The 26,058-nt window shown below is 63.4% G+C and carries 23 protein-coding genes; 3 read left to right on the forward strand and 20 right to left on the reverse strand.

What is annotated here, in order from left to right; all coding sequences use genetic code 11:
* Positions 1-70 precede the first annotated feature (70 nt).
* A complete protein-coding gene (locus BLT26_RS11350) occupies positions 71-1,363 on the forward strand; it encodes a cation:proton antiporter (protein WP_091513933.1) in 1,293 nt (430 codons plus the stop codon).
* A gap of 36 nt (positions 1,364-1,399) precedes the next feature.
* Complete coding sequence (locus tag BLT26_RS11355) at positions 1,400-3,259, forward strand: monovalent cation:proton antiporter-2 (CPA2) family protein (RefSeq protein WP_091513937.1); 1,860 nt, start codon at positions 1,400-1,402, stop codon at positions 3,257-3,259.
* Positions 3,260-3,288: 29 nt separating this feature from the next.
* Here BLT26_RS11355 and BLT26_RS11360 read toward each other — a convergent pair whose 3' ends face one another.
* The 9 genes from BLT26_RS11360 to BLT26_RS11400 all read right to left on the reverse strand — a co-directional run bounded on the left by BLT26_RS11360 (position 3,289) and on the right by BLT26_RS11400 (position 14,653).
* The gene (locus BLT26_RS11360; RefSeq protein WP_091513940.1) at positions 3,289-4,917 is read right to left on the reverse strand and encodes a Na+/H+ antiporter; all 1,629 of its coding nucleotides are present in this window, start codon (positions 4,915-4,917) and stop codon (positions 3,289-3,291) included.
* A 218-nt stretch (positions 4,918-5,135) separates the two neighbouring features.
* Positions 5,136-6,965 (reverse strand): glutamine--fructose-6-phosphate transaminase (isomerizing), encoded by a 1,830-nt coding sequence (gene glmS / locus BLT26_RS11365; RefSeq protein ID WP_091514369.1) that lies wholly within the window; start codon positions 6,963-6,965, stop codon positions 5,136-5,138.
* Positions 6,966-7,024: 59 nt separating this feature from the next.
* On the reverse strand, positions 7,025-7,798 hold the full coding sequence (locus BLT26_RS11370) for a DeoR/GlpR family DNA-binding transcription regulator (protein WP_091513944.1): 774 nt from the start codon (positions 7,796-7,798) through the stop codon (positions 7,025-7,027).
* Between the two features lie 90 nt (positions 7,799-7,888).
* Entirely contained in the window at positions 7,889-9,088 is a 1,200-nt protein-coding gene (locus BLT26_RS11375) for a dihydrolipoamide acetyltransferase family protein (RefSeq protein ID WP_091513947.1), read from the reverse strand.
* Complete coding sequence (locus BLT26_RS11380; RefSeq protein ID WP_091513951.1) at positions 9,085-10,068, reverse strand: alpha-ketoacid dehydrogenase subunit beta; 984 nt, start codon at positions 10,066-10,068, stop codon at positions 9,085-9,087. The genes BLT26_RS11375 and BLT26_RS11380 overlap by 4 nt, the downstream gene beginning before the upstream one ends.
* On the reverse strand, positions 10,068-11,177 hold the full coding sequence (pdhA, locus tag BLT26_RS11385) for a pyruvate dehydrogenase (acetyl-transferring) E1 component subunit alpha (RefSeq protein ID WP_091513955.1): 1,110 nt from the start codon (positions 11,175-11,177) through the stop codon (positions 10,068-10,070). The genes BLT26_RS11380 and pdhA overlap by 1 nt, the downstream gene beginning before the upstream one ends.
* Before the next feature lie 120 nt (positions 11,178-11,297).
* Positions 11,298-12,659 (reverse strand): bifunctional UDP-N-acetylglucosamine diphosphorylase/glucosamine-1-phosphate N-acetyltransferase GlmU, encoded by a 1,362-nt coding sequence (gene glmU / locus BLT26_RS11390; protein WP_091513960.1) that lies wholly within the window; start codon positions 12,657-12,659, stop codon positions 11,298-11,300.
* Between the two features lie 367 nt (positions 12,660-13,026).
* Complete coding sequence (locus tag BLT26_RS11395) at positions 13,027-13,824, reverse strand: formate/nitrite transporter family protein (protein WP_175453097.1); 798 nt, start codon at positions 13,822-13,824, stop codon at positions 13,027-13,029.
* 199 nt (positions 13,825-14,023) lie between these two features.
* A complete protein-coding gene (locus tag BLT26_RS11400) occupies positions 14,024-14,653 on the reverse strand; it encodes a glutathione S-transferase family protein (RefSeq protein ID WP_091514372.1) in 630 nt (209 codons plus the stop codon).
* 186 nt (positions 14,654-14,839) lie between these two features.
* On the opposite strand from BLT26_RS11400, the gene BLT26_RS11405 reads away from it, so the two are divergent.
* Positions 14,840-16,471 (forward strand): tetratricopeptide repeat protein, encoded by a 1,632-nt coding sequence (locus tag BLT26_RS11405; RefSeq protein WP_217631429.1) that lies wholly within the window; start codon positions 14,840-14,842, stop codon positions 16,469-16,471.
* Between the two features lie 124 nt (positions 16,472-16,595).
* Here BLT26_RS11405 and rssA read toward each other — a convergent pair whose 3' ends face one another.
* The 11 genes from rssA to BLT26_RS11460 all read right to left on the reverse strand — a co-directional run bounded on the left by rssA (position 16,596) and on the right by BLT26_RS11460 (position 26,058).
* A complete protein-coding gene (gene rssA, locus BLT26_RS11410; RefSeq protein WP_091513967.1) occupies positions 16,596-17,582 on the reverse strand; it encodes a patatin-like phospholipase RssA in 987 nt (328 codons plus the stop codon).
* 173 nt (positions 17,583-17,755) lie between these two features.
* Positions 17,756-18,175, reverse strand: a complete 420-nt coding sequence (locus tag BLT26_RS11415; protein ID WP_091513971.1) for a F0F1 ATP synthase subunit epsilon — start codon at positions 18,173-18,175, stop codon at positions 17,756-17,758.
* 81 nt (positions 18,176-18,256) lie between these two features.
* Positions 18,257-19,669: a F0F1 ATP synthase subunit beta gene (atpD, locus tag BLT26_RS11420; protein ID WP_091513975.1), complete on the reverse strand. Its 1,413-nt coding sequence runs from the start codon at positions 19,667-19,669 to the stop codon at positions 18,257-18,259.
* A gap of 34 nt (positions 19,670-19,703) precedes the next feature.
* Positions 19,704-20,564, reverse strand: coding sequence for a F0F1 ATP synthase subunit gamma (atpG, locus tag BLT26_RS11425; protein WP_091513979.1), 861 nt, complete (start codon positions 20,562-20,564; stop codon positions 19,704-19,706).
* A gap of 63 nt (positions 20,565-20,627) precedes the next feature.
* Positions 20,628-22,172, reverse strand: a complete 1,545-nt coding sequence (atpA, locus tag BLT26_RS11430) for a F0F1 ATP synthase subunit alpha (protein ID WP_091513982.1) — start codon at positions 22,170-22,172, stop codon at positions 20,628-20,630.
* Between the two features lie 51 nt (positions 22,173-22,223).
* Positions 22,224-22,760: a F0F1 ATP synthase subunit delta gene (locus BLT26_RS11435; protein WP_091513986.1), complete on the reverse strand. Its 537-nt coding sequence runs from the start codon at positions 22,758-22,760 to the stop codon at positions 22,224-22,226.
* A gap of 12 nt (positions 22,761-22,772) precedes the next feature.
* Positions 22,773-23,243 carry a F0F1 ATP synthase subunit B gene (locus BLT26_RS11440; RefSeq protein WP_091513990.1) on the reverse strand — a complete coding sequence of 157 codons (471 nt, stop codon included), beginning with the start codon at positions 23,241-23,243 and terminating at the stop codon, positions 22,773-22,775.
* A 52-nt stretch (positions 23,244-23,295) separates the two neighbouring features.
* A complete protein-coding gene (gene atpE, locus BLT26_RS11445; protein ID WP_091513993.1) occupies positions 23,296-23,544 on the reverse strand; it encodes a F0F1 ATP synthase subunit C in 249 nt (82 codons plus the stop codon).
* A gap of 78 nt (positions 23,545-23,622) precedes the next feature.
* Positions 23,623-24,549, reverse strand: a complete 927-nt coding sequence (atpB, locus tag BLT26_RS11450; protein WP_091513997.1) for a F0F1 ATP synthase subunit A — start codon at positions 24,547-24,549, stop codon at positions 23,623-23,625.
* 43 nt (positions 24,550-24,592) lie between these two features.
* Positions 24,593-24,955: an ATP synthase subunit I gene (locus BLT26_RS11455; protein ID WP_091514001.1), complete on the reverse strand. Its 363-nt coding sequence runs from the start codon at positions 24,953-24,955 to the stop codon at positions 24,593-24,595.
* Positions 24,956-25,158: 203 nt separating this feature from the next.
* Positions 25,159-26,058, reverse strand: a complete 900-nt coding sequence (locus BLT26_RS11460) for a ParB/RepB/Spo0J family partition protein (RefSeq protein ID WP_091514004.1) — start codon at positions 26,056-26,058, stop codon at positions 25,159-25,161.

A 26,058-nucleotide genomic window follows, 5' to 3' on the forward strand; every position in this document is an offset into this window, starting at 1 on the left:
GCGGCAGCCCCCGCGCTGAATTCATACTTTCTTTTCCCTCTCTCGGTGGCTAGTGGAGAGCCCAGGCGGCATGGAAATCTATTACACCTTCTGTTTCCTCGCCGCAGTGTCGGTATTCCTGGGGTTTCTCAACCAGTACGTGCTGCGCGCGCAGAGCACCATCGCCATTACCGCCGGTGCCCTGGCGCTGTCGCTGCTGGTGATGGGACTGGGCAAGGTCGGCTGGCTGGACCTGCGCGGCTGGGCTGACCACCTGCTGCCGGTTCTCAACCTGGAGGACCTGTTGCTCAAGGGGGTACTGGGATTCCTCCTGTTCGCCGGCAGCCTGCATATCGACCTGTTGATGCTGCGCAACCAGCGCGTGGAGATCGCCCTGCTGGCGATCGTCGGCACCCTGATCTCAACCCTGGTCGTGGCAGGCCTGCTTTACTGGGTGCTGCCCCTGCTGGGCATGCAGGTGGCCTTCGTCTACTGCCTGCTATTCGGGGCGTTGATTTCCCCCACCGACCCCATTGCCGTGCTGGCCATTATCAAGAGCCTGCATGCGCCCGAGCAGGTCTCCATCCAGGTGGAAGGGGAATCCCTGTTCAACGACGGCTTCGGTATCGTGCTGTTCACGGTCATCTTTGCGGTGGCTTTCGAAGGAGGCGAACCCACCGTGGCCGCCGTTTCGGAGCTGTTCGTCGTCGAGGCTTTCGGCGGTATCGCGATGGGCCTCTTTATCGGCGGCCTGTTCCACTGGCTGATCTGTGCCACCGACGACCACAGCCTGGAACTGTTGCTGACCCTGTGCATCCCCACCGCCGGTTTCGCGTTTGCCAATATTGTGGGCGTATCCGGCGCACTGACAATGGTGGTAAGTGGCATCATCATCGGCAACTTCACCCGCGAACGCGGCTTCTCCCGGGTGAGCCAGCACGAGCTGGACAACTTCTGGAATATCACCGAAGAATTCCTCAACGGTATCCTGTTCCTGCTGGTGGGCCTGTTCCTGATCACTATCGACCTGGGGTCGTTCGAATTCATGCTGATGGGCGCGGCAATTGTTATGGTGCTGGTGGCCAGGGTCGCCGCCGTAACCGTGCCTTTCACCATACTCAAGCGCTTCCGGCGCTATCACCCCTACAGCGAGCGCATCCTGATCTGGGGCGGCCTGCGCGGGGGCCTGGCCCTGGCGCTGGCGATGTCCATCCCCGCCGGCCACCTGCTGGTACAGGGGGAGGACCTGCGCCACCTGTGGGTGATCATGACCTACGGCGTGGTAGTCTTCTCGATCGTGGTGCAGGGCTCCACCATCGCGCCGCTGATCCGGCGCAGCCGCGGTATCCGCGAGCCCGAGACCACGGTGCCAGCGGAAACCTGAGCCGGCACCCCAACCAGGAAGCAAAGCAGCCCTTATATGGAACACGGCGGATTCCTCATACAGGCGGTCATCTACCTCGCGGCAGCGGTTATCGCGGTGCCGCTGGCCACGAGGCTGGGACTGGGTTCGGTGCTCGGTTACCTGCTGGCGGGGGTGGCCATCGGCCCCCACGCCCTGGGACTCGTCGGGGACACCAGCGAGGAACTGCATATCGCCGAGTTCGGCGTGGCGCTGATGCTGTTCCTGATCGGCCTGGAGCTGCAACCGCGGAAACTCTGGCAGATGCGCGGGGCAATCTTTGGTACCGGCACCGCCCAGCTGCTGCTGACCGCGGCGGCGGTGGGCCTGGTTGCCCTGCTGCTGTACGGGGTGAGCTGGCGCGCGGCCGTGGCGATCGGCCTGATCCTGGGGCTTTCCTCCACGGCCATCGTGCTGCAGTCACTGAGCGAAAAGAAGCTCCTGCGCACAGAGGGCGGCCGCAGCGCCTTTGCCGTGCTGCTGTTACAGGACCTGGCGGTGATCCCCATCCTCGCGCTGCTCCCACTGCTGGCCGGCAGCCCGCCGGAGGCGAGCGGCGACGGGCTCGGCGGCTGGCGTTACGGTGCGGCCGTCATCGGCACCATGGTGGCTTTCGGCCTGGCGGGGCGCTACCTGCTGGGCCCCTTGCTGCGCCTGGTGGCGGGCAGCCAGCTGCGCGAGATGTTTACCGTCACCTCGCTGCTGATCGTGATGGCATCAGCCGCGGTCATGAGCTGGCTCGATCTCTCACCGGCGCTGGGCACCTTCCTCGCGGGAGTGATCCTGGCGGAGAGCGAGTTCCGCCATGAACTGGAAGCGGATATCGAGCCCTTCAAGGGACTGCTGCTGGGACTGTTTTTTATTGCGGTGGGCGCCAACCTGAACTTCAACCTGGTGGCGGAATACCCGCTGCTGCTGCTGGCACTCGTGGTGCTGCTGGTGACGGTCAAGTTCGCGGTGCTGTTTGTGCTGGCGCGGGTCACGGGAATATCCCGCGGTGAGGACTGGCTGTTCGCCCTGTCGCTGGCGCAGGCGGGCGAGTTCGGTTTTGTGCTGGTATCGTTCGCGGCGCAGAACCGGGTGCTGGACAATGTCACCGGTAACCTGCTGATCGCCGTGATCGCACTGTCCATGGCGCTCACGCCCGTCCTGTTGCTGGTGTACGAGCGGTTTATCCAGCCGCGCTACCGCCACGGGGCCGACCGGAGCCACGAGGTGGAGAGCGAGCCCCCCCGGGATGAGGGCTCCCCGGTGATCATCGTCGGTTATGGTCGCTTCGGGCAGATTGCGGGACGACTGCTCAACGCCTGCGGCTTCGATACCACGCTGCTGGAGCGCAACGCCGCCCAACTGGAGATGGTGCGCCGCTACGGCATCAAGGCCTACTATGGCGACGCCTCGCGGGAGGATCTGCTGCGTGCCGCCGGCGCCAGGAACGCGAAGCTCGTCATCCTCACCCTGAGTGACCAGGCAGCATCGCTGGAAATCGTCTCCCAGCTGCAAAAGCATTTCCCCCACCTGACCATACTGGCGCGGGCGCGCAACCGTATGCACCATTACGCGCTGATGGAAGCCGGGGTCAAATACATTTTCCGCGAGACGGTGGATTCCGCCCTGGCCATTGGCGAGAAGGCGCTGGAGCTGCTGGGGCTGACGCCGCTACAGGCACGGCGGGCGGCACGCAAGTTCAAGCAGCATGACCAGCGCATGCTGGAGGCGCTGTTCCCTTACTGGCGCGACGAGTCGCAACAGATTGCACAGACCCGGATCTACCGCGAGCAACTGTTGCAAGCCCTGCGGGAAGACCGCCGCGACCGCGATCTGCACCTGGACCACCACTGGGACAGTGACGGTCCGGGTAGCAAGCCCGGGATGTGACCCCCCGGCGGAAATACCAGCGCAGGACTTCAGGAATCCCTGACACAGAGGCTTGCTTCCACCAGGTCTACCTCCAATACCAGTCGCCGGTGCAATTCGTCGTCGATCTGCCGTTCTATGCGCAGGCGAAAGAGCCTGTCGCGCTCGGCGGCAAGTGCGGCCAGGTGGTATTCGGTTTGGGCCCGTACCAGCGGCCGGCTGCGCTCCCCCTCGTCTTCGGTGGCAGCGAGACGGCGCCGGTAGAATCCGAGCAGGTAGCCGAGCGCCTCCTCGGCCAGATCGGAGTCGCTTGCGCCGGGCCTGATTCCCTTGCGCAATGCCTCCAGCTTCTCGATCGCGGCCCGTGCGGCAGCCTGGCGGGCCGCCCGCTCGTCGCCGATCTCTCCCAGCCGGGGAGCTGCTCGCAGCTGGCGGACCAGGCCCGGCAGCGTGAAACTGCCCAGCAAAAGGGAGGCCAGTATGACTCCCATCGCGATCACTATCGCCAGGTGCCGCTCCGGGAAGGCAGTTCCGTCCGGCAGCAGGATCGGCAGCGACAGGACGCCCGCCAGGGTAACCGCGCCGCGGACGCCGGCCAGCGCGGTAACCGTCACCAACAGCAGGCGCTCTCTCAGGCTGGTTATCTCGCGGCTCATACGGGAGAGGTAGAGCGACGCCCAGACCCATACGAAACGCAGCAATACCAGCACCGCAGTAATTGCCATTACGTAGAGCAGGAGCGTCCAGTTGCCGGCTATTGCACTGTGCCGCGCGCCATCCAGGTCCTGGCCAACAATTTGCACCAGTTGTCCGCCGAGCAGCACAAAGATGACGCCGTTCAATACATCCTGCACAGTATTCCATACCGCATCGCGCTCCATGCGCGTGGTGGCAAGTTCGGGGCCGTGAAGACTCACGTATTGCGTGGTAATTCCGGCGGTCGCGGCTGCGAGAACGCCTGAGCCGCCGAGATGTTCCGCACCCATGTATGCGGCAAACGGTACCAGCAGGCTCACGAGGATCTGTATGCCGGGATCCTCCGCACGGAGGTGCACGAGGCCACGCAAGGTGCCGCTGCAGGCGAAGGCCACCGCGGCCCCGGTCCCCACGCCAGCCACTACCATCCAGGCAAAGCCCAGCGCGGTCTCCGACAGTGAAAAGCTGGCGGTGGCCACCGCCGCGACGGCAAAGCGGAAGATGTCGAGCGCCGCCGCGTCATTGAGCAGTGCCTCTCCCTGGAGAAGATGCCTGAGGCGCGGCGGTAATGGCGCGCTGCCACGCACGGCCGCCAGGGCGACCGGGTCCGTGGGTGCCAGTATGGCCGCAACCGCAAAGGCCATTGCCGCGGGCATCGACGGTATGAGCCACTGCAGGAAGAGCCCCATTCCGACCACGGTGAAGAGCACCAGCCCCACGGCGAGGGTGAGGATGGGACGCAGGTCGCGGAAGAAGGCCCCCTTCGGGATCCGCCAGCCATCCAGGAACAGCAGCGGCGGGATAAACAGCAGGAAAAAAATCTCCGGGTCGAGTGGGATCCTGACTCCCAGCCCGGCGCCAAGCAGGGCGCCCACGGCGATATGCACCAGGGGCAGGGGGACGCGCGATGGCAACAGGCGGCCGATGACACCGCCCAGGGCGACAGCCGTCAGCAGTATCAGGGACATGGCGATGTAGTGCATCGCGGGCGCCTTTACTCCCGTGCAGGAAGGTTTTCACGCCGTCCCCCGATACCCGGCCGGAGTCAGGGGACGGGAGGCAAGCGGAGCAATAAGTCTCAAGCGAGTATAGAAAACAGTTCCAAGACTCTGCGGCAGGGTCCCCGGGTGGCAAAACGACAATGGCCGCCCGAAGGCGGCCATTGTTAGTTGAGCCTGTGTTAGGTGAACCCCGGCCCGGCTCACTCCACCGTAACGGATTTCGCCAGGTTGCGCGGCTGGTCCACATCGGTGCCTTTGAGTAGCGCCACGTGGTAGGACAGCAACTGCAGCGGCACTGTGTAGAGGATGGGCGCGAGGCTGTCCGGCGCGTCGGGCACCTCAACCACCGTCACACCTGGCTCGCTGGCGAATCCCGCCCTGGGGCTGGCAAATACGAACAGCTCGCCACCGCGCGCGCGCACCTCCTGCAGGTTGGACTTCAGCTTCTCCAGCAGTTCGTTGTTGGGGGCCACCACCACTACCGGCATGTCGGCATCCACCAGCGCCAGCGGACCGTGTTTCAGCTCGCCCGCCGGGTAGGCCTCGGCGTGGATGTAGGAAATCTCCTTTAGCTTGAGCGCCCCCTCGAGTGCGATCGGGTACTCGACACCGCGGCCCAGGAACAGGGTGTGGTGTTTCTCCGCGAAGGCCTCGCTGGTGGCTTTTACCAGCTGGTCCAGGCCGGTGAAATCTTCCATCAGCTCGGGAAGCTGGTGCAGGGCACCCACCAGCTCTGCCTCTTTGTCCGCCGGCATGCCGTTGGCCTTGGCCAGGGCGATGCAGAACAGCTGCAGGGCCACCAGCTGGGTGGTGAATGCCTTGGTCGAGGCCACGCCGATCTCCGGCCCGGCCTCGGTCATCAGCGACAGTTCCGATTCACGCACCAGCGAACTGTTGGGCACATTGCAGATGGTCATGGAAGCGAGGTAGCCCAGTTCCTTCGCCTGGCGCAGTGCCGCCAGGGTGTCGGCAGTCTCGCCGGACTGGGAGATGGTCACGAACAGGGTGCCCGGGCGCACCGCGGTCTTGCGATAGCGGATCTCGCTGGCCACCTCCACCGCGCAGGGGATGCCGGCCCAGTCCTCCAGCCAGTAGCGGGCCACCAGGCCGGCGTGATAACTGGTCCCGCAGGCGACGATCTGCACCTGTTTCACTTCGGGCAGGATTTCGTTGGCGCGCGCCCCCAGCGCCTCTGGCAGCACCGTGTGGGCACCGATGCGGCCGGCGAGGGTGGCCTTGACGACCTCCGGCTGCTCGAAGATTTCTTTCTGCATGAAATGGCGATAGCGGCCCTTGTCCGCTGCATCGTGCCCCCCGTCCAGCTTGTGCACCGGGCGGCTGACCTCCTCTCCATGCTGGTCGAAGACCGCAATGCCCTCCAGCGAAACCTGGGCCACGTCGCCTTCTTCCAGGAAGACAAAGCGATCGGTGACCTGGCGCAGCGCCATGGGATCGGAGGCGATAAAGTTTTCCTCGATGCCGACGCCGATCACCAGCGGGCTGCCGGAACGGGCACAGACCAGGGTCTGCGGTTCGTCGGCGCTGATCACCCCGATTGCGTAGGCCCCTTCCAGCTCAGCGGTGGCAGCGGTCACCGCTTCCAGCAGGGTCATGCCCTCATTGGTGAGCGAGTGAATCAGGTGCACCACCGTCTCGGTATCGGTATCCGAGGCAAACTCGTAGCCCAGCCCAAGCAGGCGCGCCCGCAGGTCGCGGTAGTTCTCGATGATGCCGTTGTGCACCAGCGCGATCTGGCCGGAAACGTGCGGGTGGGAGTTGTGGTCGGATGGCACCCCATGGGTGGCCCAGCGGGTGTGGGCAATACCGAGGCGGCCCGCGGCCGGATTGTCATGCAGGCGCGCCTCCAGGTCGGCCACCTTGCCCTGGCTCTTGCGCAGCTGCAGCTGCTGTTCGCCGTCGACCAGGCAGACCCCGGCGGAGTCGTAGCCGCGATACTCCAGGCGCCGCAGTCCCTCCAGCAGGATTTCATTCACGTTGCGCTGCGCCAGCGCGCCGACAATGCCACACATATTGACCTCTTTCTTAATCTTCATTGGGGTGTATCCCGCGGGGGCACACCCGGTTTTCTTTACTTGCCGTGAGTACTCACTTCCGCGCAGACCACCCGCACACCGAGCTTCTCCAAAGCCGTGCGCGCCTCATCTTCCAGGCCCTCATCACTGACCAGGGTGTGCACCTGGTCCCAGGGCAACTCCAGGTTGGGGATGCGCCGGCCGACCTTGCTGGACTCGGCCAGCACCACCACTTCCCGAGCTACCTCCGCCATCACCCGCGACAGGCCGATCTGCTCGTTGAAAGTGCAGGTGCCCCGCTGCAGGTCGATACCGTCGGCGCCGATAAACGCCTGGTCGAAGTCGTAACCGCGCAGGGCCTGTTCCGCCACCCGGCCCTGGAAGGCCTCGAAATGCGGATCCCAGGTGCCGCCGCTCATCAGCAGCGTGGGTTCGTTTTCCAGCTCGCGCAGCGCGTTGGCCACGTGCAGGGAATTGGTCATTACCACCAGGCCGCGCTTGTGGTTCAGCTCGGGGATCATCGCCGCGGTGGTACGCCCGTAATCGATAACGATACGGTGGTGGTCAGGGATCAGGCCGGCGGCCGCACGACCGATGGCGCGCTTTACTTCGGAGGGCGCCTCCTCCACCACCAGCTCCCGCGGTACCGGGATGGCGCCGCCGTGCCGACGCAGCAGCAGGCCGTTGTTTTCCATCGCGGTCAGGTCCTTGCGGATCGTAACCTCCGAGGTTTCGAACTTGCGCGCGAGCTGCTCGACGCTTACCTGGCCGATCTCGTTGAGGAGCGCCAGTATCTGGTGGCGCCGCTGCTGGGTGTTGCGTTTTGACATGGTCGCTTAAGTTTCGATTTGAAACTTAACGATAGCAAAACGAAATAGGTTTGCCCACAGGAAATTTCGGGACGGGCTTTGGTCTGGGGCTCAGGAGGAAAGGGCTGCGACCAATGCCCCGAGAAACCGCGCCAGCTCGCCGCCGGTGACCGCGCGATGGTCGGCACTGATGGAGACAGGCAACAGCGGCCGTACAGCGGGCCGGTCACCCACGGGAACCACCCCCTGGTACACGCGCCCGGCACCGACGATCGCCACGGTGGGGGGCAGTACTACCGGTGTGGCAAAGCGGCCGCCGAGGCCGCCGAAATTGGACAACAGGATGGTCGCGCCCTGGAGGTCGTCGCGGGCGATTCCCGTCTCGCGGGCCTGGAGCTTGTACTGCTCCACCCGCGCCAGTAGTTCATCGTCGGACAGCGCGCCCACGTCTTTGAGCACCGGCACGAACAGCCCGCGGGGCGAGTCCACCGCCAGGCCTACACTGACCCGTTCCGCCGGCTCCAGCCGCTCGTCCCGGTAGAGCGCATTCAGGTTTGGCTCCACTGCGGCGGCATGGCCGATGGCGCGGAGCAGCCGCAGGGTCGGGTTGTCCGCGCCCCACCACGCGGAGACATCCACTTCATCACAGAGGGTCATGGGCGCCACCCGGTCGCGCGCCTGTGCCATGGCCTGTGCCATGGCGCGGCGTGCGGGAGAATCCGCAGCAGTCGCCGTCTTTGACGCAACGGCTTCCGCCACCCGGGGGCTGGCTGGCGCGGCCGCCAGCCGGCGCACCTCCGCCTCGGTAAAGCGTGCCCCCTGCGGCCGCCGGCCCGCCAGGTCTACCCCGAGGCGGCGGGCCAGGGCCCGCACCGCGGGGGTTTCCCATCGCTCCGCCCGCGCTCCGGGCAACTGCTCCGTCGCCAACACCCCGGCGCCGGCCTGGATGCGCCCCACCACGGTGCCCGCATCCCCGGCAACTTTCTCTCCGGCAACTTTCTCCCCGGCAGTCTTTTCCCCACCGGCGACGGCCCCGCGCCCCTGCCCGGACGGACTTTCAGGGGCTTCTTCACCGGTGCGGGCGGCGAACCCGACCAGTGGCTGTCCCACCTCCACGGTGTCGCCCGGGGACGCGTAGAGCTTCTCCACCACCCCGCCAAAAGGCGCCGGGACCTCCACCAGGGCCTTGGCGGTCTCGACGGTAACCAGGCTCTGGTGCGTGGCGATGCTGTCGCCTTCGCTAACGTGCCATTCACGAATCACTGCGTCCGGCAGCCCCTCACCCAGGTCCGGCAGCTTGAACATCCTCATGCCGGGTACTCCAGGGTGCGGCGGACTCCCGCCAGGATGCGTTCCATATCCGGGAGGTAGCAGTCCTCCAGCCGGTAATAGGGCATCACCGTGTCAAAGCCGGTCACCCGGTGCACCGGCGCATCGAGCAGGTCGAAGGCGTACTCGTTGATCTGCGCCGCAATTTCGGCGCCGAGGCCGCAGAATCGCGCGGCCTCGTGAATGACCACGCAGCGGCGGGTCTTCTCCAGCGAATCGATGATGGTGTGGATATCCAGGGGCTTGAGGGTGGCCGGGTCGATGACTTCCGCCTCGACGCCCTCGGCGGACAACTGCTCGGCGGCGGCGAGAGTCTCTTTCAGCGCCGCCCCCCAGGCCACCAGGGTGATGTCCGTCCCCTCGCGCAGGCGGAAGCACCGATCCAGGGGCAGCGCCTCGCCGTTATCCGGCACCTCCTGGCGCAACGCTCGATAGATCCGCTTGGGTTCGAGGAATATCACCGGGTCGGGGTCGCGAATGGCGGCCAGCAGCAGACCGTAGGCACGGCCGGGCGAGGACGGCACCACCACCCGCAACCCCGGGATATGGGCGAAGATGGCCTCGGTGCTCTCCGAGTGATGCTCCGGTGCGTGGATGCCCCCACCGTAGGGCGCACGGTAGACAAGGGGACAGGAAAGGCGGCCGCGGGTGCGGTTGCGCAGGCGTGCGGCATGGCTGAGCATCTGGTCCAGCCCGGGATAGATGAAGCCCATGAACTGGAACTCGGCAACCGGCCGCAGGCCCTGGGCCGCCATCCCCACGGCGATGCCCGCGATCATGTTTTCGGCCAGCGGGGTGTCCAGCACCCGCGCGCCACCGAACTCCGCCTGTAACCCGTCGGTGGCGCGAAATACGCCGCCGTTGACCCCCACATCCTGGCCAAACACCACCACCCGCGGATCCTCGCGCAGTTCATACGCCAGCGCCTGGGTGACAGCCTCCACCAGGGTAATAGCGGGCATCAACTGGCTCCCGTGGGCGGCGGCATCGCCGCCAGTTCGTCGTACTGTTCCAGCAGCGGCTCCGGCAGCGTGGCATAGAGATGCTCGAGCATCGCCGTGGGTACCTCGGGCTCCCAATCGCGGTATGCCAGCAGCTCGCGCTCCATGATCTCGGCCAGCTCCCGCTGCAGTTCCTCCTCGCGGGCGCTGTCCCACAGCCCGGCGTGGCCGAGGTAGCGGGCCAGGCGCAGCAGCGGCTCGCGGGCACGGGCCGCCTCGAGTTCGTCGGGGGGACAATAGCGGGACGCATCGTCGGCGGTGGTGTGGTCACAGAGGCGGTAGCTTACGGCCTCGATCAGCATGGGACCGCCACCCGCGCGGGCACGCTCCACCGCGTCGCTCACCGCGGCACGCACCGCGATCACATCGTTGCCATCGACCTGGAGGCTGTTTATGCCGGCCGCGACAGCCTTCTGGGCGATGGTGCAGGCGGCGGTCTGGGCGCGGCGCGACACGGAGATGGCCCATTGATTGTTGTTGATCACGAACACCACCGGCAGTTTCCAGGCGCCGGCCAGGTTCATTGCCTCGTAGAAGTCGCCCCTGGAACTGGCCCCGTCACCGGCGCTGGTGACGACAACCCGGGGTTCCGCACCCATGTGGCGCTGCTGGTAGGCGAGGGCGAATGCCACCCCCGCAGCGTGCAGCAACTGGGTGGCGATAGGTATGCACAGGGGGAAGTCGCCCGGTGCATGGCGAAAGTCCTGGCCGCGCTCGTATCCCCCCCAGATGGCGAGGATCTCGGCAACCTCCACCCCGCGCTCCAGCAGTGCGCCGGTTTCCCGGTAATACGGGCAATAGATATCCTGTCGCCGCAGCGCACCACCGGTACCCACACCGATCGCTTCCTGCCCAAGGCTCGACGGATAAGTGCCCAGCTGTCCGGTACGCTGCAGTTTGACGGCATGGTCATCCACCAGGCGTGCCAGCGCCATCTGCCGGTACATTGCCTGCAGGGCATCGGGCGTGGCGAAGTCCGGCAGGGCCTGGGTGGCGCGGCCCTGTTCATCAAGATACTGGAGGTGCGCAATATCGAACGAGGCCACCAGGTGCATGCGGGGTTTGTGCATCGGGCAATTCCCTTTCTTCCCGATGCGCAAGTGTAACGGATGGGCGAGGCGGCGCCGGCCCCGGGTGAGGGGATAGCCGCCGGATTTTTTGCGCGCCCGGCTGGCTTCGGGGCGCCGGGGTCAGGATTTTTTCACGGGCCGCTGCCAGCCGCTGACGTTGCGCTGCTTGCCGCGAGCCACCGCCAGCTCCTCGTCCGGCACCTCCCGGGTAATGGTGGAGCCGGCACCGACAGTGGCGCCCGCGCCGACTTTCACCGGTGCCACCAGGGAAGAATTGGAACCGATAAAGGCGCCATCGCCTATCTCCGTCAGCGATTTGTTGACGCCATCGTAGTTGCAGGTGATGGTGCCGGCGCCGATATTTACCTGCTCGCCGACCTGGGCATCGCCCACGTAGGACAGGTGGTTCACCTTGCTGCCGCGGCCGATGCGCGCTTTCTTGGTCTCCACAAAGTTGCCCACCTTGGCACCGTCTGCCAGCTCGGTACCCGGGCGCAGGCGGGCGAAGGGGCCGATGGTGCACGCTTCACCCACCTGCGCGTCCTCGATGATCGAGTTGGCCTCGACGCGGGTGCCGGCCGCCAGCCGGCAGTTCTTCAGGATGCAATTGGGGCCGACCTGCACACCGTCGCCCAGCACCACCTCACCCTCAAACACACAGTTGATATCGATAGAGACATCGGTGCCGCAGTCCAGGCGCCCGCGCAGGTCGAAGCGCGCCGGGTCCAGCAGGGTGACGCCGGCATTCATCAGCGCCAGCGCGCGGCCGTGCTGCAGCGCCCGCTCCATCTGCGCCTGCTGCGCGCGGCTGTTCACGCCCGCCACCTCCAGCGGGTCGCTCGCGCGCACGCCGGTGACCGCGATATCCTCGCTGACGGAGCGCGCAATCACATCGGTGAGGTAGTACTCGCCCTGGGCGTTGTCACTGGAAAGCTCCGGCAGCCAGCGCGCCAGCAGTTCGGCAGGGGCGGCGAGTATGCCGGTATTCACCTCGCGGATTGCCAGGGTATCGGCGTCCGCATCCTTTTCCTCGACGATTTCCAGCACCCGTCCGGCGTCGTCGCGCACGATGCGGCCATAGCCGGCCGGGTTCGCCATCTCCACCGACAGCAGTGCCGGCCCCTTGTCGGAGGAGGACAGCAGCGACTGCAGGGTACCGGTTTTCACCAGCGGCACATCGCCGTAGAGCACCAGCACGGTGGCCCCGGGGCGGAAATTCGGGATCGCCTGGGCAACCGCGTGGCCGGTACCCAATTGCTCGGTCTGCTCGACGAACCTCACTCCGCTGTCAGCGAAACGGGCGCGCACCAGCTCTGCGCCATGGCCGACCACTACGGTGATTTCCACGTCCCCGAGCTGCTGCGCAGTCTCGATCACCCGCCCGAGCATCGGTGTCCCCCCGATCGGGTGCAGGACCTTCGGCAGGTCGGAGCGCATACGGGTGCCCTTACCGGCGGCGAGGATAACGATATCGATGGTCATAACTTCGGCCTGTTGCTTTTCCGGGCGCACAACACCCGCTGGAACTTAAAAAAGGCGCATATTGTGCTGCGATCGGCGGGCGCGGACAAGTTCGCGGCCCTGCGCCTGCATTCCCCGCAACAGGCGGGCCCCGTCATCTGTTCAGGCGGGTGGATGTTCTTCACGCCGCGCACTTCGGTGAACTTCACCCGTTACGAGAACCCTGGCAGCCATTGGGCGGCCAGCACCTGCCCGAGCGGTTGCAATGGGAGTGGCGCCGGGCGTGGCCCTATCGCTGGTCTGAAGACCGAGGACAGGGCACAGACAAGCGATTGCAGGGTAGTGGGGGCGAAGCGATCGTCCGGCGGCTTCGCCGCGCAAACCGTACTCAACCCTTTTTCGAGATATAGCTGTACTTGATCAGGCCTACAAACACGGAGCCGCCGATCGTATTGCCCAGTGTGGCCAGGGCGAGGAAGTTCAGTAACTGTGTAGTGCTCACGTCTGCTGCGTCACTGATCCAGGCGGCATACATTGCAACCGCGCCCGCGATGCAGTGCGCGAGGCCGCCGAAACCGATGACAAAAGTGATGAGCGTGATCACAGCTATCCGGCTGATGGTATCGGAAGCCGACGAAACCACCCAGGCCAGCAGTCCCATCAGCCAGCCCGCATAGACCGCGCCAAGAAACAGGCCCAGGTTTCCGTCCGCAATGAGTTTTTCGCTGTAATAAGCAATCGCGGTCTTGTCCACATTGACGGTGACTTCGCTGAACTGCACAAACAGAGAAGCGAACAGCAGGGCGCCGACCATATTGCCGATATAAATCAGGCCCCATACCCGCATCAATCCCCGCAGCTTCCGGCGCCCATCCAGCACCGGGAGTATGGCGAGGGTCGTGTGCTCGGTGAAGAGGTCGGTCCTGCCGATGACCACCAGGATAAAGCCGATCGGGTAGCTCAGCGCGATGATCAGGTGGAGCGTGTAACTGCTCACATTGTCGTAATACTGGGTAAACAATGCAGCCATCAACAGGAAACTGAACCCTATTTCAAGACCGGCGGCCACAGACGAGAGCAGCAGGGTGAAGTTGTTGCGCTTGTACTCATACAGGCTGTCGCGCATCTGCTCCCGCAGTATCTCGCCCTCATTCTTCTGGCGGTCCGTATCGCTGGATGTGGGCATGGTTCTCCCTTGACAGAGCTTTCTCATCACCCCACGCAAATGGCGGTGATGGGCATGGCGAGCCAATCTTAGTTTAGCTGTAGCCAGTAACAGCGCAGGGGGTAATTGGCCGGCAGTGCAGGACGCAGCTGCGACATCGAGCTTTCCCGCTCACGAGGAAAAACGGCGCGCCGCTCGGGGCGCGCTGCTGAAGGTAGGGTCAGGAGCCGGCAGGTTCTGCCGCCAGCGCATTATCCAGTTCACTGGCCCGGAGGAAGGCTGCACGTTCACTGATGCGGGCGAAGTACTCCACGAATTCCGGCCGTTTGTCGATGGTTCCGAACTGCAGGCCCCAGCCCACCTGGGACCCCACGTAGACATCCGCTGCCGTGAAGCGCGCTCCGGCGATATAGGGATTGGCCTTTACTGCATGGGAGAGGACATCAATCGCGGTAGCGTAGTTGCCATAGCCCGCCATGCCCTGCTTGTCGGGCGCCGGATCGCTGCCAAAGATACTCTTGTTGGTGAGCGCAGCCTCCAGCGGCCCAGCGGTGAAAAATAACCAACGGTAATAGTTGGCGCGCTCGTCACCTGTTGGGGCCAGCCCCGCTTGCGGGAATGCGTCCGCCAGGTAGGCACAGATAGCAGCGGTCTCAGTGACAATATGCTCACCGTGACGGATAACCGGGACCTTGCCCATCGGGTTGATGGCAAGAAACTCAGCGGACTTCATGGCAGCGCCATACTCGATGAGCTCCACTCTATAGGGTTGCCCTGTCTCCTCCAGCATCCAGCGGGCAATACGGCCACGGGACTGGGGGTTGGTGTAAAAAGTTATATCTGCCGTCATCGGATCCATCCTGAGTTATTCAATTCTTTCTGTTCCCTACTTTACTCCAGAGCCCTCGCGATTCCAGCTGATCCTTGCGTTATTGACTACAGGTTTGCACTGCCGGATCTAATTTTGCGCCAACACCAGGGCCCACAGTTAAGTAGCTAGACTTGTGCGTTAGCAGATCAACAGGGGCCTCCCCAAATGAAGACACCAATCATCAGTGGGACCAGCTTTTTATCCCTCTCGCTTACCCTCGCGCTGGCTCTGTCAGTGGCGACCAGCCCACCGGCAGCCGTGGCCGAACAACAGGACATCGGCTCAGTCAGCTTTTCGACCTCGTGCTCACGGTCAGTGCAGGCGGACTTCAACCGCGCGGTGGCCCTGTTGCACCATATGATGTACGTGCAGTCACACGAGCTCTTTGCCGATATTGCCCGGCGGGACCCGGATTGCGCCATGGCCTACTGGGGTATCGCGATGACCGCTTTGCACCCACTCTGGGCACCACCACCAGCAGAGGCACTCGCGCGCGGCCAGGAGGCACTGCGCAAGGCGCGGGAAATCTCTCCAGAGACGGCACGTGAGAAGGCGTACATTGAGGCCGCAAGCGCTTTCTATCAGGATTGGGACAAGACCCGGCACCGCAAAAACCTCGAGGCCTGGAGCGCAGCGCAACAACAGCTCTACGAGCGCTTCCCGGATGATGTCGATGCCGGTGCGCTGTATGCGCTCTCACTGGTGGCCACTGCGCCCAAGGAGGACAAGGATTACACGCACCAGAAGGCGGCCGGCAAGATACTCGAGCGCTTGCGGGGGAAAGCGCCCCGGCACCCGGCCATGTACCACTACCTGATACACGCCTACGACAATCCGGCGCTGGCCGGGCGGGCACTGGAAGTTGCCCGTGAATACGACAAAATCGCCCCCGAAGTACCACATGCACTGCACATGCCTTCGCACATTTTTGTCCGCCAGGGCATCTGGCCGGACACCATCGACTGGAACAAGCGCTCCGCAGCGGCCGCCAGGCGTCAGCCAGCGGAGGGAAAGACCTCGCTCCACTATTACCATGCGCTCGATTACCTCCTGTACGCCTACCTGCAGCAGGGACGTAAAAAGGAGGCGAAGGCAACAATCGCAGAACTGCAGGCGGCGGCCGAGGCCCAGGATGAGTTTGCCTCCGCTTACGGTATCGCGGCGTCCCGTGCGCGCTATCCGCTGGAAAACCGGGACTGGCGGGGAGCCGCAGCCCTTGATCCTCGCGTGCCCGGAAGCTTTCCCTGGGACAAATACCCCTGGACCGAGGCCGTCGTGGAGTTTGCCCGCGGCATCGGCGCTGCCCGCAGTGGCGATAGCGCTGCCGCCGTGCGGTCGGCCGGGAGACTGGGTGAGTTGCAGGAACAGACTGCGGCAGCCGGCGAGCAGTACTGGGCGCGGCAGGTCAAAGTCCAGCAACTGGCGGTACAGGCATGGGCAGAGTTATCTGCAGGCGATCAACAGCAAGCACGGGCATTGATGCGCGAGGCGGCTGACATGGAAGACTCCATGGACAAGCACCCGGTTACACCCGGGCCGGTGCTTCCCGCAAGGGAACTGCTGGGTGATATGCTGCTGGCTTCCAACAAGCCGCGTGAGGCTGTCGAGGCGTACCGGGCAGCACTCGAGGTAAATGCCGGCAGATTCAATAGCCTGTATGGCGCGGCCAGGGCTGCCGCGGAAATCGGTGATAACCGTGCAGCGTCGAAGTTCTACCAGGAGCTACTCGACCAGGCTGGTGAATATGGCAGCCGGGAAGAGATTGCCAGGGCAAGGAAGTTTATGGAGCAGCAGTGATGCGCGGCGGCCGCAGGAAAAACCCAGGCTGCCGTGCTTCGTGAGCTCCAGCGGATAGGCCGCGCGCTGTGGCGAAGCCACGGCTGTGCCCGCCACACGATTGAATTACCTGGAAGAGTTCCGGTCAGGCACGCGGCACCACATCCTCGATCCAGGTCCTCACGCGCTCGACTTCCGCCTTGCCTGCTGCCACTGCCTCGGCGGCCCGGGAAAACTCCATACTGCCTATCACGCCGACCTTGGGCATGATCATAATGTCGGGGGGGGAACCCATGAGCCGCGAGCGCTTGTGGCGGCGCTCGAGAATTTCCATTGATGTCGACATGGTCTCTAGCATGCCCGGGGCATAGGGTGTGGTCCGGGTGAATCGGTCACCGATCTGGGACAGTTGTTCGCGCCCCTGGGTCAGCAGTTTCTCGAGAGACTTTCCCGTGGAAACATCCATACGGGCCTCCTGCCGGGATATATCCTCTTCCGGGCTGTCGCTACCGTCCCCGTCGCTCGCCAGCGTTTCCACATCACCCTGGCGCTGCTCCCGCAACGATGCGCCATCCTCCGTAACATCGACCGCGATCACACAGGTTGCCCCCATCGCGCGGCAGACGTCGATCGGCACCGGGTTGACCACGGCCCCATCGACCAGCCAGCGCCCCGCGACCTGTTTCGGGGACAGCAGCCCGGGAATGGAGCAGGACGCACTCACCGCATCACTCAGGTTGCCCTCCTGCAGCCAGATCTCCTGGCCGCTGTCTAGGTCAGTTGCCACCGCAGTAAATGGCACTGGCAGATCCTCGATATTCTGGTAGGCAAAGTCCTCGAAAAAGGCCTGGAACGGTTTCTTGCCACCAATCAGGCCGCCACTGAATGTCCAGTTGATATCCAGCAGGGAGAACACCCGCCAGTTATCCAGCATCTTCACCCATTTCTCCAATTTGTCGAGGCAACCCGCGGCATAGGCTGAGCCGACAAACGCGCCCATGGAAGAGCCGGCGATCACCTGGGGGCGAATTCCCATTTCGTCCAGTGCGCTCAGCACGCCGATATGGGCAAAGCCTTTGGCGGCGCCGCTGCCGAGGGCAATCCCGACACGGGGTTGCGTAGAAGAGGTCATGTAATGCTCCGATGCTGTCTTGCCAGGGCGGACAAAACCGGTGAGGAGTGAACCAGGCTGGGGATGCCCCTCACCGCATTTCAGCCAGATGGAAACGCGCGTGGAGACAGCCCAAGACACAAAAAAAGCAGCCGGAGCTGCTTTTTTTCCACTGGGTGATCGGTAAGAGCGTCTTACTTACCGGCCGCCTTGCGGATAGCCTGCAGGGTACGCAGGCGCGCTTCGGCCTCGGCCAGCTGCGCGGAGATGCGGGCGTAGTCGATCTCGGAGGGCGCCTGGTGCAGGGCGTGGGCCGCTTCTTCGCGGGCCTTCTGCGCGGCTTCCTCGTCAATCTCGCGCTCGGCGACATCGGCCAGGATGGTGACCATATTGGGCTGCACCTCGGCGTAACCGCCGCGGACGAACAACACCTCTTCCTCACCACCCTGCTTGATGATGCGCACAGGACCCGGCTTCAGCGCTGTGAGCAGCTGGGCATGGCCGTAGGAAATGCCCAGTTCACCCTCGACACCGGTGACAACAACCAGCTCCACCAGCCCGGAGAACAGGGATTCCTCAGCGCTCACGATATCGCAATGTACAGTCATAGCCATAAGGCTACCTCATTCTCTGCTGTTTGCCTTGCGAATTCCCGCCGCCGCGCCCGAAAGGGCGGGCGGCGGTGAGTTCCGCGCTTACTTGGCCTTGTTGGCTTTCTCGACGGCTTCGTCGATGGTGCCGACCATGTAGAAGGCCTGTTCCGGCAGGTCATCGTAGTCGCCGTTAAGGATGCCCTGGAAGCCACGGATGGTCTCTTTCAGGGACACGTATTTGCCCGGCGCGCCGGTAAATACTTCCGCCACGTGGAAGGGCTGGGACAGGAAGCGCTCGATCTTACGGGCACGGGCCACGATCTGCTTGTCTTCCTCGGACAGTTCGTCCATACCCAGGATGGCGATGATGTCCTTCAGCTCCTTGTAGCGCTGCAGTACGGACTGCACGCCGCGGGCCACTTCGTAGTGCTCCTGGCCGATAACCAGCGGGTCCAGCTGGCGGGAGGTGGAGTCCAGCGGATCCACAGCCGGGTAGATACCCTTGGCGGCGATGTCACGGCTCAGTACTACGGTGGAGTCCAGGTGGGCGAAGGTTGTAGCCGGGGACGGGTCGGTAAGGTCGTCCGCCGGTACGTATACCGCCTGGATGGAAGTAATGGAGCCGGTCTTGGTGGAGGTAATACGCTCCTGCAGGACACCCATCTCCTCGGCCAGGGTCGGCTGGTAACCTACCGCTGACGGCATACGGCCGAGCAGGGCGGATACTTCGGTACCGGCCAGGGTGTAACGGTAGATGTTGTCGACGAACAGCAGAACGTCGCGACCCTCGTCGCGGAATTTCTCCGCCATGGTCAGGCCGGTCAGGGCCACACGCAGACGGTTTCCGGGCGGCTCATTCATCTGGCCGTAAACCATCGCTACCTTTGACTCAGAGAAGTTCTCGACGTTTACAACGCCCGCTTCCTGCATCTCGTAGTAGAAGTCGTTACCTTCACGGGTACGCTCACCCACACCGGCGAATACGGACAGGCCGCTGTGCTCGGTGGCGATATTGTTGATGAGCTCCATCATGTTCACGGTCTTGCCCACGCCGGCACCGCCGAACAGGCCGACCTTACCACCCTTGGCGAACGGGCATACCAGGTCGATCACCTTGATGCCGGTTTCCAGCAGTTCGGTGGAGCTGGACTGCTCTTCGTAAGTGGGGGCAGCGCGGTGAATGGAAGCACGTTCCACGTCAGCACCCTCACCACCAATCGGGCCGCACTCGTCGATCGGGTTACCCAGCACGTCCATGATACGTCCCAGGGTCTCGGTACCGACCGGTACGGAAACCGGCGCGCCGGTGTTCTTCACCGCCAGGCCGCGGGAGATACCCTCGGATGAACCCATGGCGATAGCACGTACCACGCCGTCGCCCAGCTGCTGCTGCACTTCCATGGTGAGGTTCTTGTCCTCTACCACGAGTGCGTCGTATACCTTCGGTACGGAATCGCGCGGGAATTCCACGTCGATAACCGCCCCGATTACTTGCACAATCTGTCCGTTACTCATTTCCGGATCCTCAAATCAAAATTCGTTCTGCCGCTTAAACCGCTGCGGCGCCGCCCACAATCTCGGACAGCTCCTGGGTAATGGCCGCCTGGCGCGCCTTGTTGTACACAAGCTGCAGCGCGTCGATCAGCTCGCCGGCATTGTCGGTGGCGCTCTTCATGGCAATCATGCGCGCTGCCTGTTCACAGGCCTTGTTCTCGACCACGGCCTGGTACACCTGCGATTCGATGTAACGCGCCAGCAGTCCGTCCAGCAGTTCCACCGGCTCGGGCTCATACAGGTAGTCCCAGTTGTGCTTGAGCTGGTCGTTGTCCTCTTTGGGCAACGGCAGCAGCTGCTGCACGCGCGGCTTCTGCGACATGGTGTTGACGAACTCGTTGGACACCAGGAACAGGCGGTCGATTTCGCCGGACGAGAAGCGATCCATCATGACCTTCACCGAGCCGATCAGCTTGTTCGCCTGCGGGTTGTCGCCCACGTCACGCAGGGCCGCGACCACCTTGCCGCCGATGCTGCTGAAGAAGCTGGCTGCCTTGTTACCGACCGCGCAGATCTCCACATCGACGCCACGCTCTGACCACGCCTGCATGTCGCGGATGGCTGCCTTGAACATGTTGATGTTCAGGCCGCCACAGAGCCCGCGGTCGGTGGATACCAGGATGAATCCAACCCGCTTGGCCTCGCGCTCCTGCAGGTAGATGTGCTGGTATTCGGCCGATGCGTTGGCGACGTGGCCGATCACCGCGCGTATGCGCTGGGCGTAGGGACGCCCCAGAGCCATGCGATCCTGAGCCTTCCGCATCTTACTCGCCGCGACCATTTCCATCGCGGAGGTAATTTTCTGCGTGCTCTTGATGCTGGCAATTTTTGTGCGTACTTCTTTTCCGCCTGCCATAGTGATTTACCCTTTTGCCTACCCCCGGTCCCGCTCCCGTTTCAGGGCGGGACCGGAGCATGATTACCAGCTACCGGTAGCGACGAATTTCTCGATGGCTGCCTTGAAGGCTGCATCGATCTCATCGTTGTAGTCGCCAGTGCTGTTCACCTTTTCCATCAGCTCTGCGTGTTCGCTGTTCATGTAAGCGTGCAGGGCAGATTCGAAATCCAGCACCTTGTTGACTTCCACGTCCTTCAGGTAACCCTTGTCGGCAGCGTAAACAGAAACCGCCATCTCGGCGATGGAGAGCGGGGAGTACTGCTTCTGCTTCATCAGCTCGGTAACGCGCTCACCGTGGTCCAGCTGTGCCTTGGTGGCTTCATCCAGGTCGGAGGCGAACTGGGAGAAGGCCGCCAGCTCGCGGTACTGGGCGAGGGCGGTACGGATACCACCAGACAGCTTTTTGATGATCTTGGTCTGCGCGGAACCACCCACACGGGATACGGAGATACCCGGGTTGATGGCCGGGCGGATACCGGCGTTGAACAGGTCGGTCTCCAGGAAGATCTGGCCGTCGGTAATGGAGATCACGTTGGTCGGTACGAACGCGGAAACGTCACCGGCCTGGGTCTCGATGATCGGCAGGGCGGTCAGGGAGCCGGTCTTGCCTTTCACTTCACCATTGGTGAACTTTTCCACGTAGTCGGCGTTAACACGCGCGGCGCGCTCCAGCAGGCGGGAGTGCAGGTAGAAAACGTCACCGGGATAGGCTTCACGGCCCGGGGGACGCTTCAGCAGCAGGGAGATCTGGCGGTAAGCCCAGGCCTGCTTGGTGAGGTCGTCGTAAATGATCAGGGCGTCTTCACCGCGGTCGCGGAAGTACTCGCCCATGGTGCAGCCCACGTACGGCGCCAGGAACTGCATGGAAGCAGGGTCGGCAGCACCGGCGGCAACCACGATGGTGTGGTCCATGGCACCGTGCTCTTCCAGCTTGCGCACCACGTTGGCGATGGACGACTGCTTCTGGCCCACGGCAACGTAGATACACTTAATGCCGGTGCCTTTCTGGTTGATGATGGTGTCGATAGCCACCGCGGACTTACCGATCTGGCGGTCACCGATGATCAGCTCCCGCTGGCCGCGGCCGATCGGGATCATGGTGTCCACTGCCTTCAGGCCGGTCTGCACGGGCTGGTCAACGGACTGGCGGGCGATAACGCCGGGAGCCACTTTTTCCACCGCGTCGGTCAGGTCGGTGTTGAGCGGGCCCTTGCCATCAATCGGGTTGCCCAGTGCGTCCACCACGCGTCCAAGCAGCTCCGGGCCAACCGGGGCTTCCAGGATGCGGCCGGTGCAACGGCACTTCTGGCCTTCGGCCAGGGACTTGTAGTCGCCCAGGATAACGGCGCCCACGGAGTCGCGCTCGAGGTTCAGCGCCATACCGTAGACGCCGCCGTCGAACTCGATCATCTCACCGAACATCACGTCGGCGAGGCCGTGGATGCGGACGATACCGTCAGACACGGAAACAATGGTGCCCTCGGTCCGGGCCTGGGTGGCCACATCGAGACTCTCGATGCGGCTCTTGATAATTTCACTGATCTCAGAGGGATTCAGTTGCTGCATGCTCTGTTCCTCAAGTTCCCAAATGCCGGAAATGACGTCCGGGAAAGTTGTTTAGGAGTTCATCGCCTCGGCGAGCTTGGCCAGTCGGCCGCGCACAGTGCCATCGATGACTGTATCGCCGGCGCGCACGATCGCGCCGCCCAGGAGACTCTCGTCGACGGCGCTGTGCAACTGCACTTCGCGGCCGAACTTCTTGCTGAGTGCCTGGGTCAGCTGCTGCGCCTGCGCTTCGCTGAGCGGGCGCGCTGAGGCGACTTCCACCTCAAGGGTGGCTTCAGCCTGTGCCTTGAGCTCTTCAAACAGCTCATAAATCTCCGGCAGGAGCGGCAGGCGGTGATTTTCCGCCAGCAGCTTCAGGAAGTTCTTGCCGGATTCGCTGAGGTCATCTGAACAGATGGACAGGAATTTTTCTGCGCGTTCGTCGGCGGTGAGCTGCGGGTTCTCCAGCATCTCACCGACTTTTTCGCTTTGGCTGACCGCGGCTGCCGTCGCCAGCGCAGTACTCCAGCCACCGAGATCGGAGGCTTCCTGCGCGTAGGCGAACGCCGCTTTGGCGTAGGGCCGGGCCAGTGTGCTGAGTTCCGCCATGGGGTTCCTCGCTTACAGCTCGGCTGCCAGTTTGTCGATCAGGTCGTCGTGCGCCTTGGCATCGATATTTACCGAGAGGATCTTTTCGGCACCGAGCACCGACAGGGCGGCGACGCGGCTGCGCAGCTGCTCCTTGGCTCGGTTAACCTCTTGCTCGATCTCGGCTTTGGCTGCGGCCTTCAGGCGATCACCTTCTTCGACAGCGGCCTGCTTGGCCTCGTCGAGGATCTGGTTGGCACGCTTGTTGGCGCCATCGATGATTTCCGCAGCCTGCTCCTTGGCTTGCTTGAGCTGATCAGCGGCTTTGCGCTGGGCAAGCTCGAGGTCCTTACCGGCACGCTCGGCCTCTTCCAGGCCCTGGGCAATCTTCTGCTCGCGCTCCTGCATGACGCCGAGAAGGGGCGGCCACACGTACTTCCAGCAGAACCACACGAAGACCAGGAATGTAATCGACTGGCCTATTAGAGTCAGGTTGATATTCACACCGACACCTCTTGCTCTTTAAAAGGGGTTAAGGGCAATTGGAACGATGGAATTAACCAGCCAGACCAGGAGCAACCGCGAAGATCAGGTACATGGCGATACCAACACCGATCATCGGCACGGCGTCGAGCAGGCCGGCCATCAGGAACATTTTGCCCTGCAGAGCCGGAGCCTGTTCCGGCTGGCGAGCAGAACCTTCCAGCAGCTTACCGCCCAGGGTGCCGAAACCGATTGCAGTACCCAGTGCGCCCAGACCGATCAGCAGTGAGCTCGCGATGTAAACCAGACCAAGTGCTTCCATTGTATTCTCCAAATCAAAGGTTGAGAGTTTAAGAGTTGTGGAAAAAAGTTCTCTGTTCGGGGCTTGGCCCCATTCCGATCAGTGATCGTTTGCGTGTTCTTCCTCGCGATCATGAGCCATGGACATGTAGACCGTGGTCAGGACCATGAACACGAACGCCTGCAGCGTGATCACCAGGATGTGGAAGATTGCCCATCCCAGCTGCATGAAGCCGGCGCCGATAAAGCCGAGCACGCCCACGCCGAACACGATGGCGATCAGGATAAAAATCATTTCCCCTGCGTACAGGTTACCGAACAGACGCAGGCCGAGGGACACCGGCTTGGCAATCAGCGAGACCAGCTCAAGCAGCAGGTTGAAGGGAATCAGGAAGATATCCACGTACCACTTGCCGGAGTGAAAGGGGTGCAGGGTGAGTTCCTTGATGAAACCAAGCGCGCCCTTCTCCTTGATGCTGAAGAAGATCATCAGCGCAAACACCGCCAGGGCCATGCCCAGTGTGACATTCAGGTCGGTGGTCGGCACCACCTTGAAGAACAGGTGCTCATTACCGGATGCCTGGGCGGCCGCCATGGGCAGCCAATCGACCGGGATCAGGTCCATGAGGTTCATCAGGAAGACCCAGACGAAGATGGTCAGGGCCATTGGCGCAACCATGGAGTTGCGGTGCTGGAAGGTATCCTTCACCAGCTTGTCGACGAAATCGATGGTCACTTCAACGAGGCTCTGGAAACCTCCGGGCACATCGGCGGTGGCCTTCTTGGCGGCGCGGTAAAAAAGGAAACAGAACAGCATGCCCAGGCCGATCGCCCAACCCAGGCTGTCGAGGTGAAGGGCCCAGAAGCCCATGTCGGCGGCTTCCTGGGAAGAGTGGGCCAGGGTCCAGGTGCTCTCACTCAGAACGGTGCCGTCGGCACGGGTGTAGCCGGCCGGCAGCTTCCCGTATGCCATGTTCTGCAGGTGGTGTTGGATATACTGCGTCGCGGTTTGACCTTCGCCTGCCATAGTTCCTCAGCACTCAATCAATTGAATTTGTCGTTTGCGCCGGTCAGCGGACCAGGCGCGCCACCAACAGCCACTGCAGCACAACGCAGGAGCCGTAGCTGATAAACAGCGCGGCCGCATCGAGCGGCCTGACCACGGCAAACACTGCCGCAAACCCCGCCAGGGTCAGGATAAACTTGCCCGTCTCCGCCCGGTAAAAGGACTCTACCACCCGGTGGGCTGCCCGGGCGCCCCGATGACGGAACGCGCGATAGCCGAAATAAGCGTTGGGCAGCGCGCACAATGCACCGCCGATCCACACCGACAGCGCGGTCACCGGCCGGCCGCCAAAATGCAATACCGCACCCGCCAGCGATACCAGCAGCAGCTGCACCGCGGCAATCAACAACACCGGGGGTTTGTACATAGGCGGGACTTTGCCGACCAAATTAGCGCTTTCCGCCCAATTTTTGGGCGAGCGAATTATAGGAGTAACCGCGTTGTCGGTTCAACTGCAAAATCAGCCCAACTTAACCTGTTTTCGGTGTTTTTTCGTAGCAGAATCGGCGGGTGGTGAGCATTCACCAACATGCCTCGACGCCCACTTGTGAGGCGCGCATTTCCGCAGGCTCAGTCCTCGCGGTACCCGAGGTGGGCGAGGATGCCATCCAGCTCATCGAGACTGTTGTACTTGAGTACCAGCTTGCCCACCCCCTTCTCGTTGTGGTCGATGCTCACCGGGACGCCGACTTTCTCCGACAGCCGCTCACTCAGGCGGCGAATGTTCGGGTCTTCTTTCGGTTTGGCCGGGGCGGGGTTCTGGGCCTGCTGCTGCAGGCGGCGGACGAGGGCCTCGGTCTGGCGCACGGTGAGCCCCTTGTCCACAACCTGCCTGGCGGCGGCACGCTGGGCGTCGCCACCGAGGCCCAGCAGGGCCTTGGCATGGCCGAATTCCAGGTCGCCACGCTCGAGGAATGTGCGCACATCCTCGGTCAGGCTGAGCAGGCGCAACAGGTTGGTCACCGCCGTGCGGGATTTGCCCACAGCCTCGGCCACCTGCTGCTGGGTGAGTTCGAACTCATCCTGCAGGCGCTTGAGGGCCATGGCCTCCTCGACCGGATTCAGGTCCTCGCGCTGGATATTCTCGATCAGCGCCATGGCGATGGCGGCCTCGTCGGGCACGTCACGCACCAGCGCCGGGACCCGGTCCAGTTCCGCCAGCTGTGCAGCGCGCCAGCGACGCTCACCGGCAATGATCTCGTAGGCCTGTTCGCCTACCGGCCGAACCACGATCGGCTGCATGATGCCCTGGGCGCGGATCGAATCCGCCAGCTCCTGCAGGGACTCCTGGGGGAAGTCGCGACGCGGCTGGTAGCGGCCGCGCTGCAGGAATTCGATCGGCAGTTCGCGCAGCTCGCCATCGACGGCCTCCGCGTTACCGCTGCCGGTTGCCATGGCGATGGCCTGGCTGGCCTCGCCACTGATCAGGTGGGACAGGTTCCTGCCCAACCCCTTGCGCCTGGTGGCCAT

The organism is Microbulbifer yueqingensis, assembly GCF_900100355.1.
Lineage (GTDB): Bacteria > Pseudomonadota > Gammaproteobacteria > Pseudomonadales > Cellvibrionaceae > Microbulbifer > Microbulbifer yueqingensis.

Bases quoted from the DNA above. Each gene is read 5' to 3' on its own strand.
- BLT26_RS11350 (WP_091513933.1), top strand. From the start codon at position 71: ATGGAAATCTATTACACCTTCTGTTTCCTCGCCGCAGTGTCGGTATTC.
- BLT26_RS11355 (WP_091513937.1), top strand. From the start codon at position 1,400: ATGGAACACGGCGGATTCCTCATACAGGCGGTCATCTACCTCGCGGCA.
- BLT26_RS11360 (WP_091513940.1), bottom strand. From the start codon at position 4,917: ATGCACTACATCGCCATGTCCCTGATACTGCTGACGGCTGTCGCCCTG.
- glmS (WP_091514369.1), bottom strand. From the start codon at position 6,965: ATGTGTGGCATTGTCGGCGCGCTGGCGCAGCGCAACGTGAATGAAATC.
- BLT26_RS11370 (WP_091513944.1), bottom strand. From the start codon at position 7,798: ATGTCAAAACGCAACACCCAGCAGCGGCGCCACCAGATACTGGCGCTC.
- BLT26_RS11375 (WP_091513947.1), bottom strand. From the start codon at position 9,088: ATGAGGATGTTCAAGCTGCCGGACCTGGGTGAGGGGCTGCCGGACGCA.
- BLT26_RS11380 (WP_091513951.1), bottom strand. From the start codon at position 10,068: ATGCCCGCTATTACCCTGGTGGAGGCTGTCACCCAGGCGCTGGCGTAT.
- pdhA (WP_091513955.1), bottom strand. From the start codon at position 11,177: ATGCACAAACCCCGCATGCACCTGGTGGCCTCGTTCGATATTGCGCAC.
- glmU (WP_091513960.1), bottom strand. From the start codon at position 12,659: ATGACCATCGATATCGTTATCCTCGCCGCCGGTAAGGGCACCCGTATG.
- BLT26_RS11395 (WP_175453097.1), bottom strand. From the start codon at position 13,824: ATGCCCACATCCAGCGATACGGACCGCCAGAAGAATGAGGGCGAGATA.
- BLT26_RS11400 (WP_091514372.1), bottom strand. From the start codon at position 14,653: ATGACGGCAGATATAACTTTTTACACCAACCCCCAGTCCCGTGGCCGT.
- BLT26_RS11405 (WP_217631429.1), top strand. From the start codon at position 14,840: ATGAAGACACCAATCATCAGTGGGACCAGCTTTTTATCCCTCTCGCTT.
- rssA (WP_091513967.1), bottom strand. From the start codon at position 17,582: ATGACCTCTTCTACGCAACCCCGTGTCGGGATTGCCCTCGGCAGCGGC.
- BLT26_RS11415 (WP_091513971.1), bottom strand. From the start codon at position 18,175: ATGGCTATGACTGTACATTGCGATATCGTGAGCGCTGAGGAATCCCTG.
- atpD (WP_091513975.1), bottom strand. From the start codon at position 19,669: ATGAGTAACGGACAGATTGTGCAAGTAATCGGGGCGGTTATCGACGTG.
- atpG (WP_091513979.1), bottom strand. From the start codon at position 20,564: ATGGCAGGCGGAAAAGAAGTACGCACAAAAATTGCCAGCATCAAGAGC.
- atpA (WP_091513982.1), bottom strand. From the start codon at position 22,172: ATGCAGCAACTGAATCCCTCTGAGATCAGTGAAATTATCAAGAGCCGC.
- BLT26_RS11435 (WP_091513986.1), bottom strand. From the start codon at position 22,760: ATGGCGGAACTCAGCACACTGGCCCGGCCCTACGCCAAAGCGGCGTTC.
- atpE (WP_091513993.1), bottom strand. From the start codon at position 23,544: ATGGAAGCACTTGGTCTGGTTTACATCGCGAGCTCACTGCTGATCGGT.
- atpB (WP_091513997.1), bottom strand. From the start codon at position 24,549: ATGGCAGGCGAAGGTCAAACCGCGACGCAGTATATCCAACACCACCTG.
- BLT26_RS11455 (WP_091514001.1), bottom strand. From the start codon at position 24,955: ATGTACAAACCCCCGGTGTTGTTGATTGCCGCGGTGCAGCTGCTGCTG.
- BLT26_RS11460 (WP_091514004.1), bottom strand. From the start codon at position 26,058: ATGGCCACCAGGCGCAAGGGGTTGGGCAGGAACCTGTCCCACCTGATC.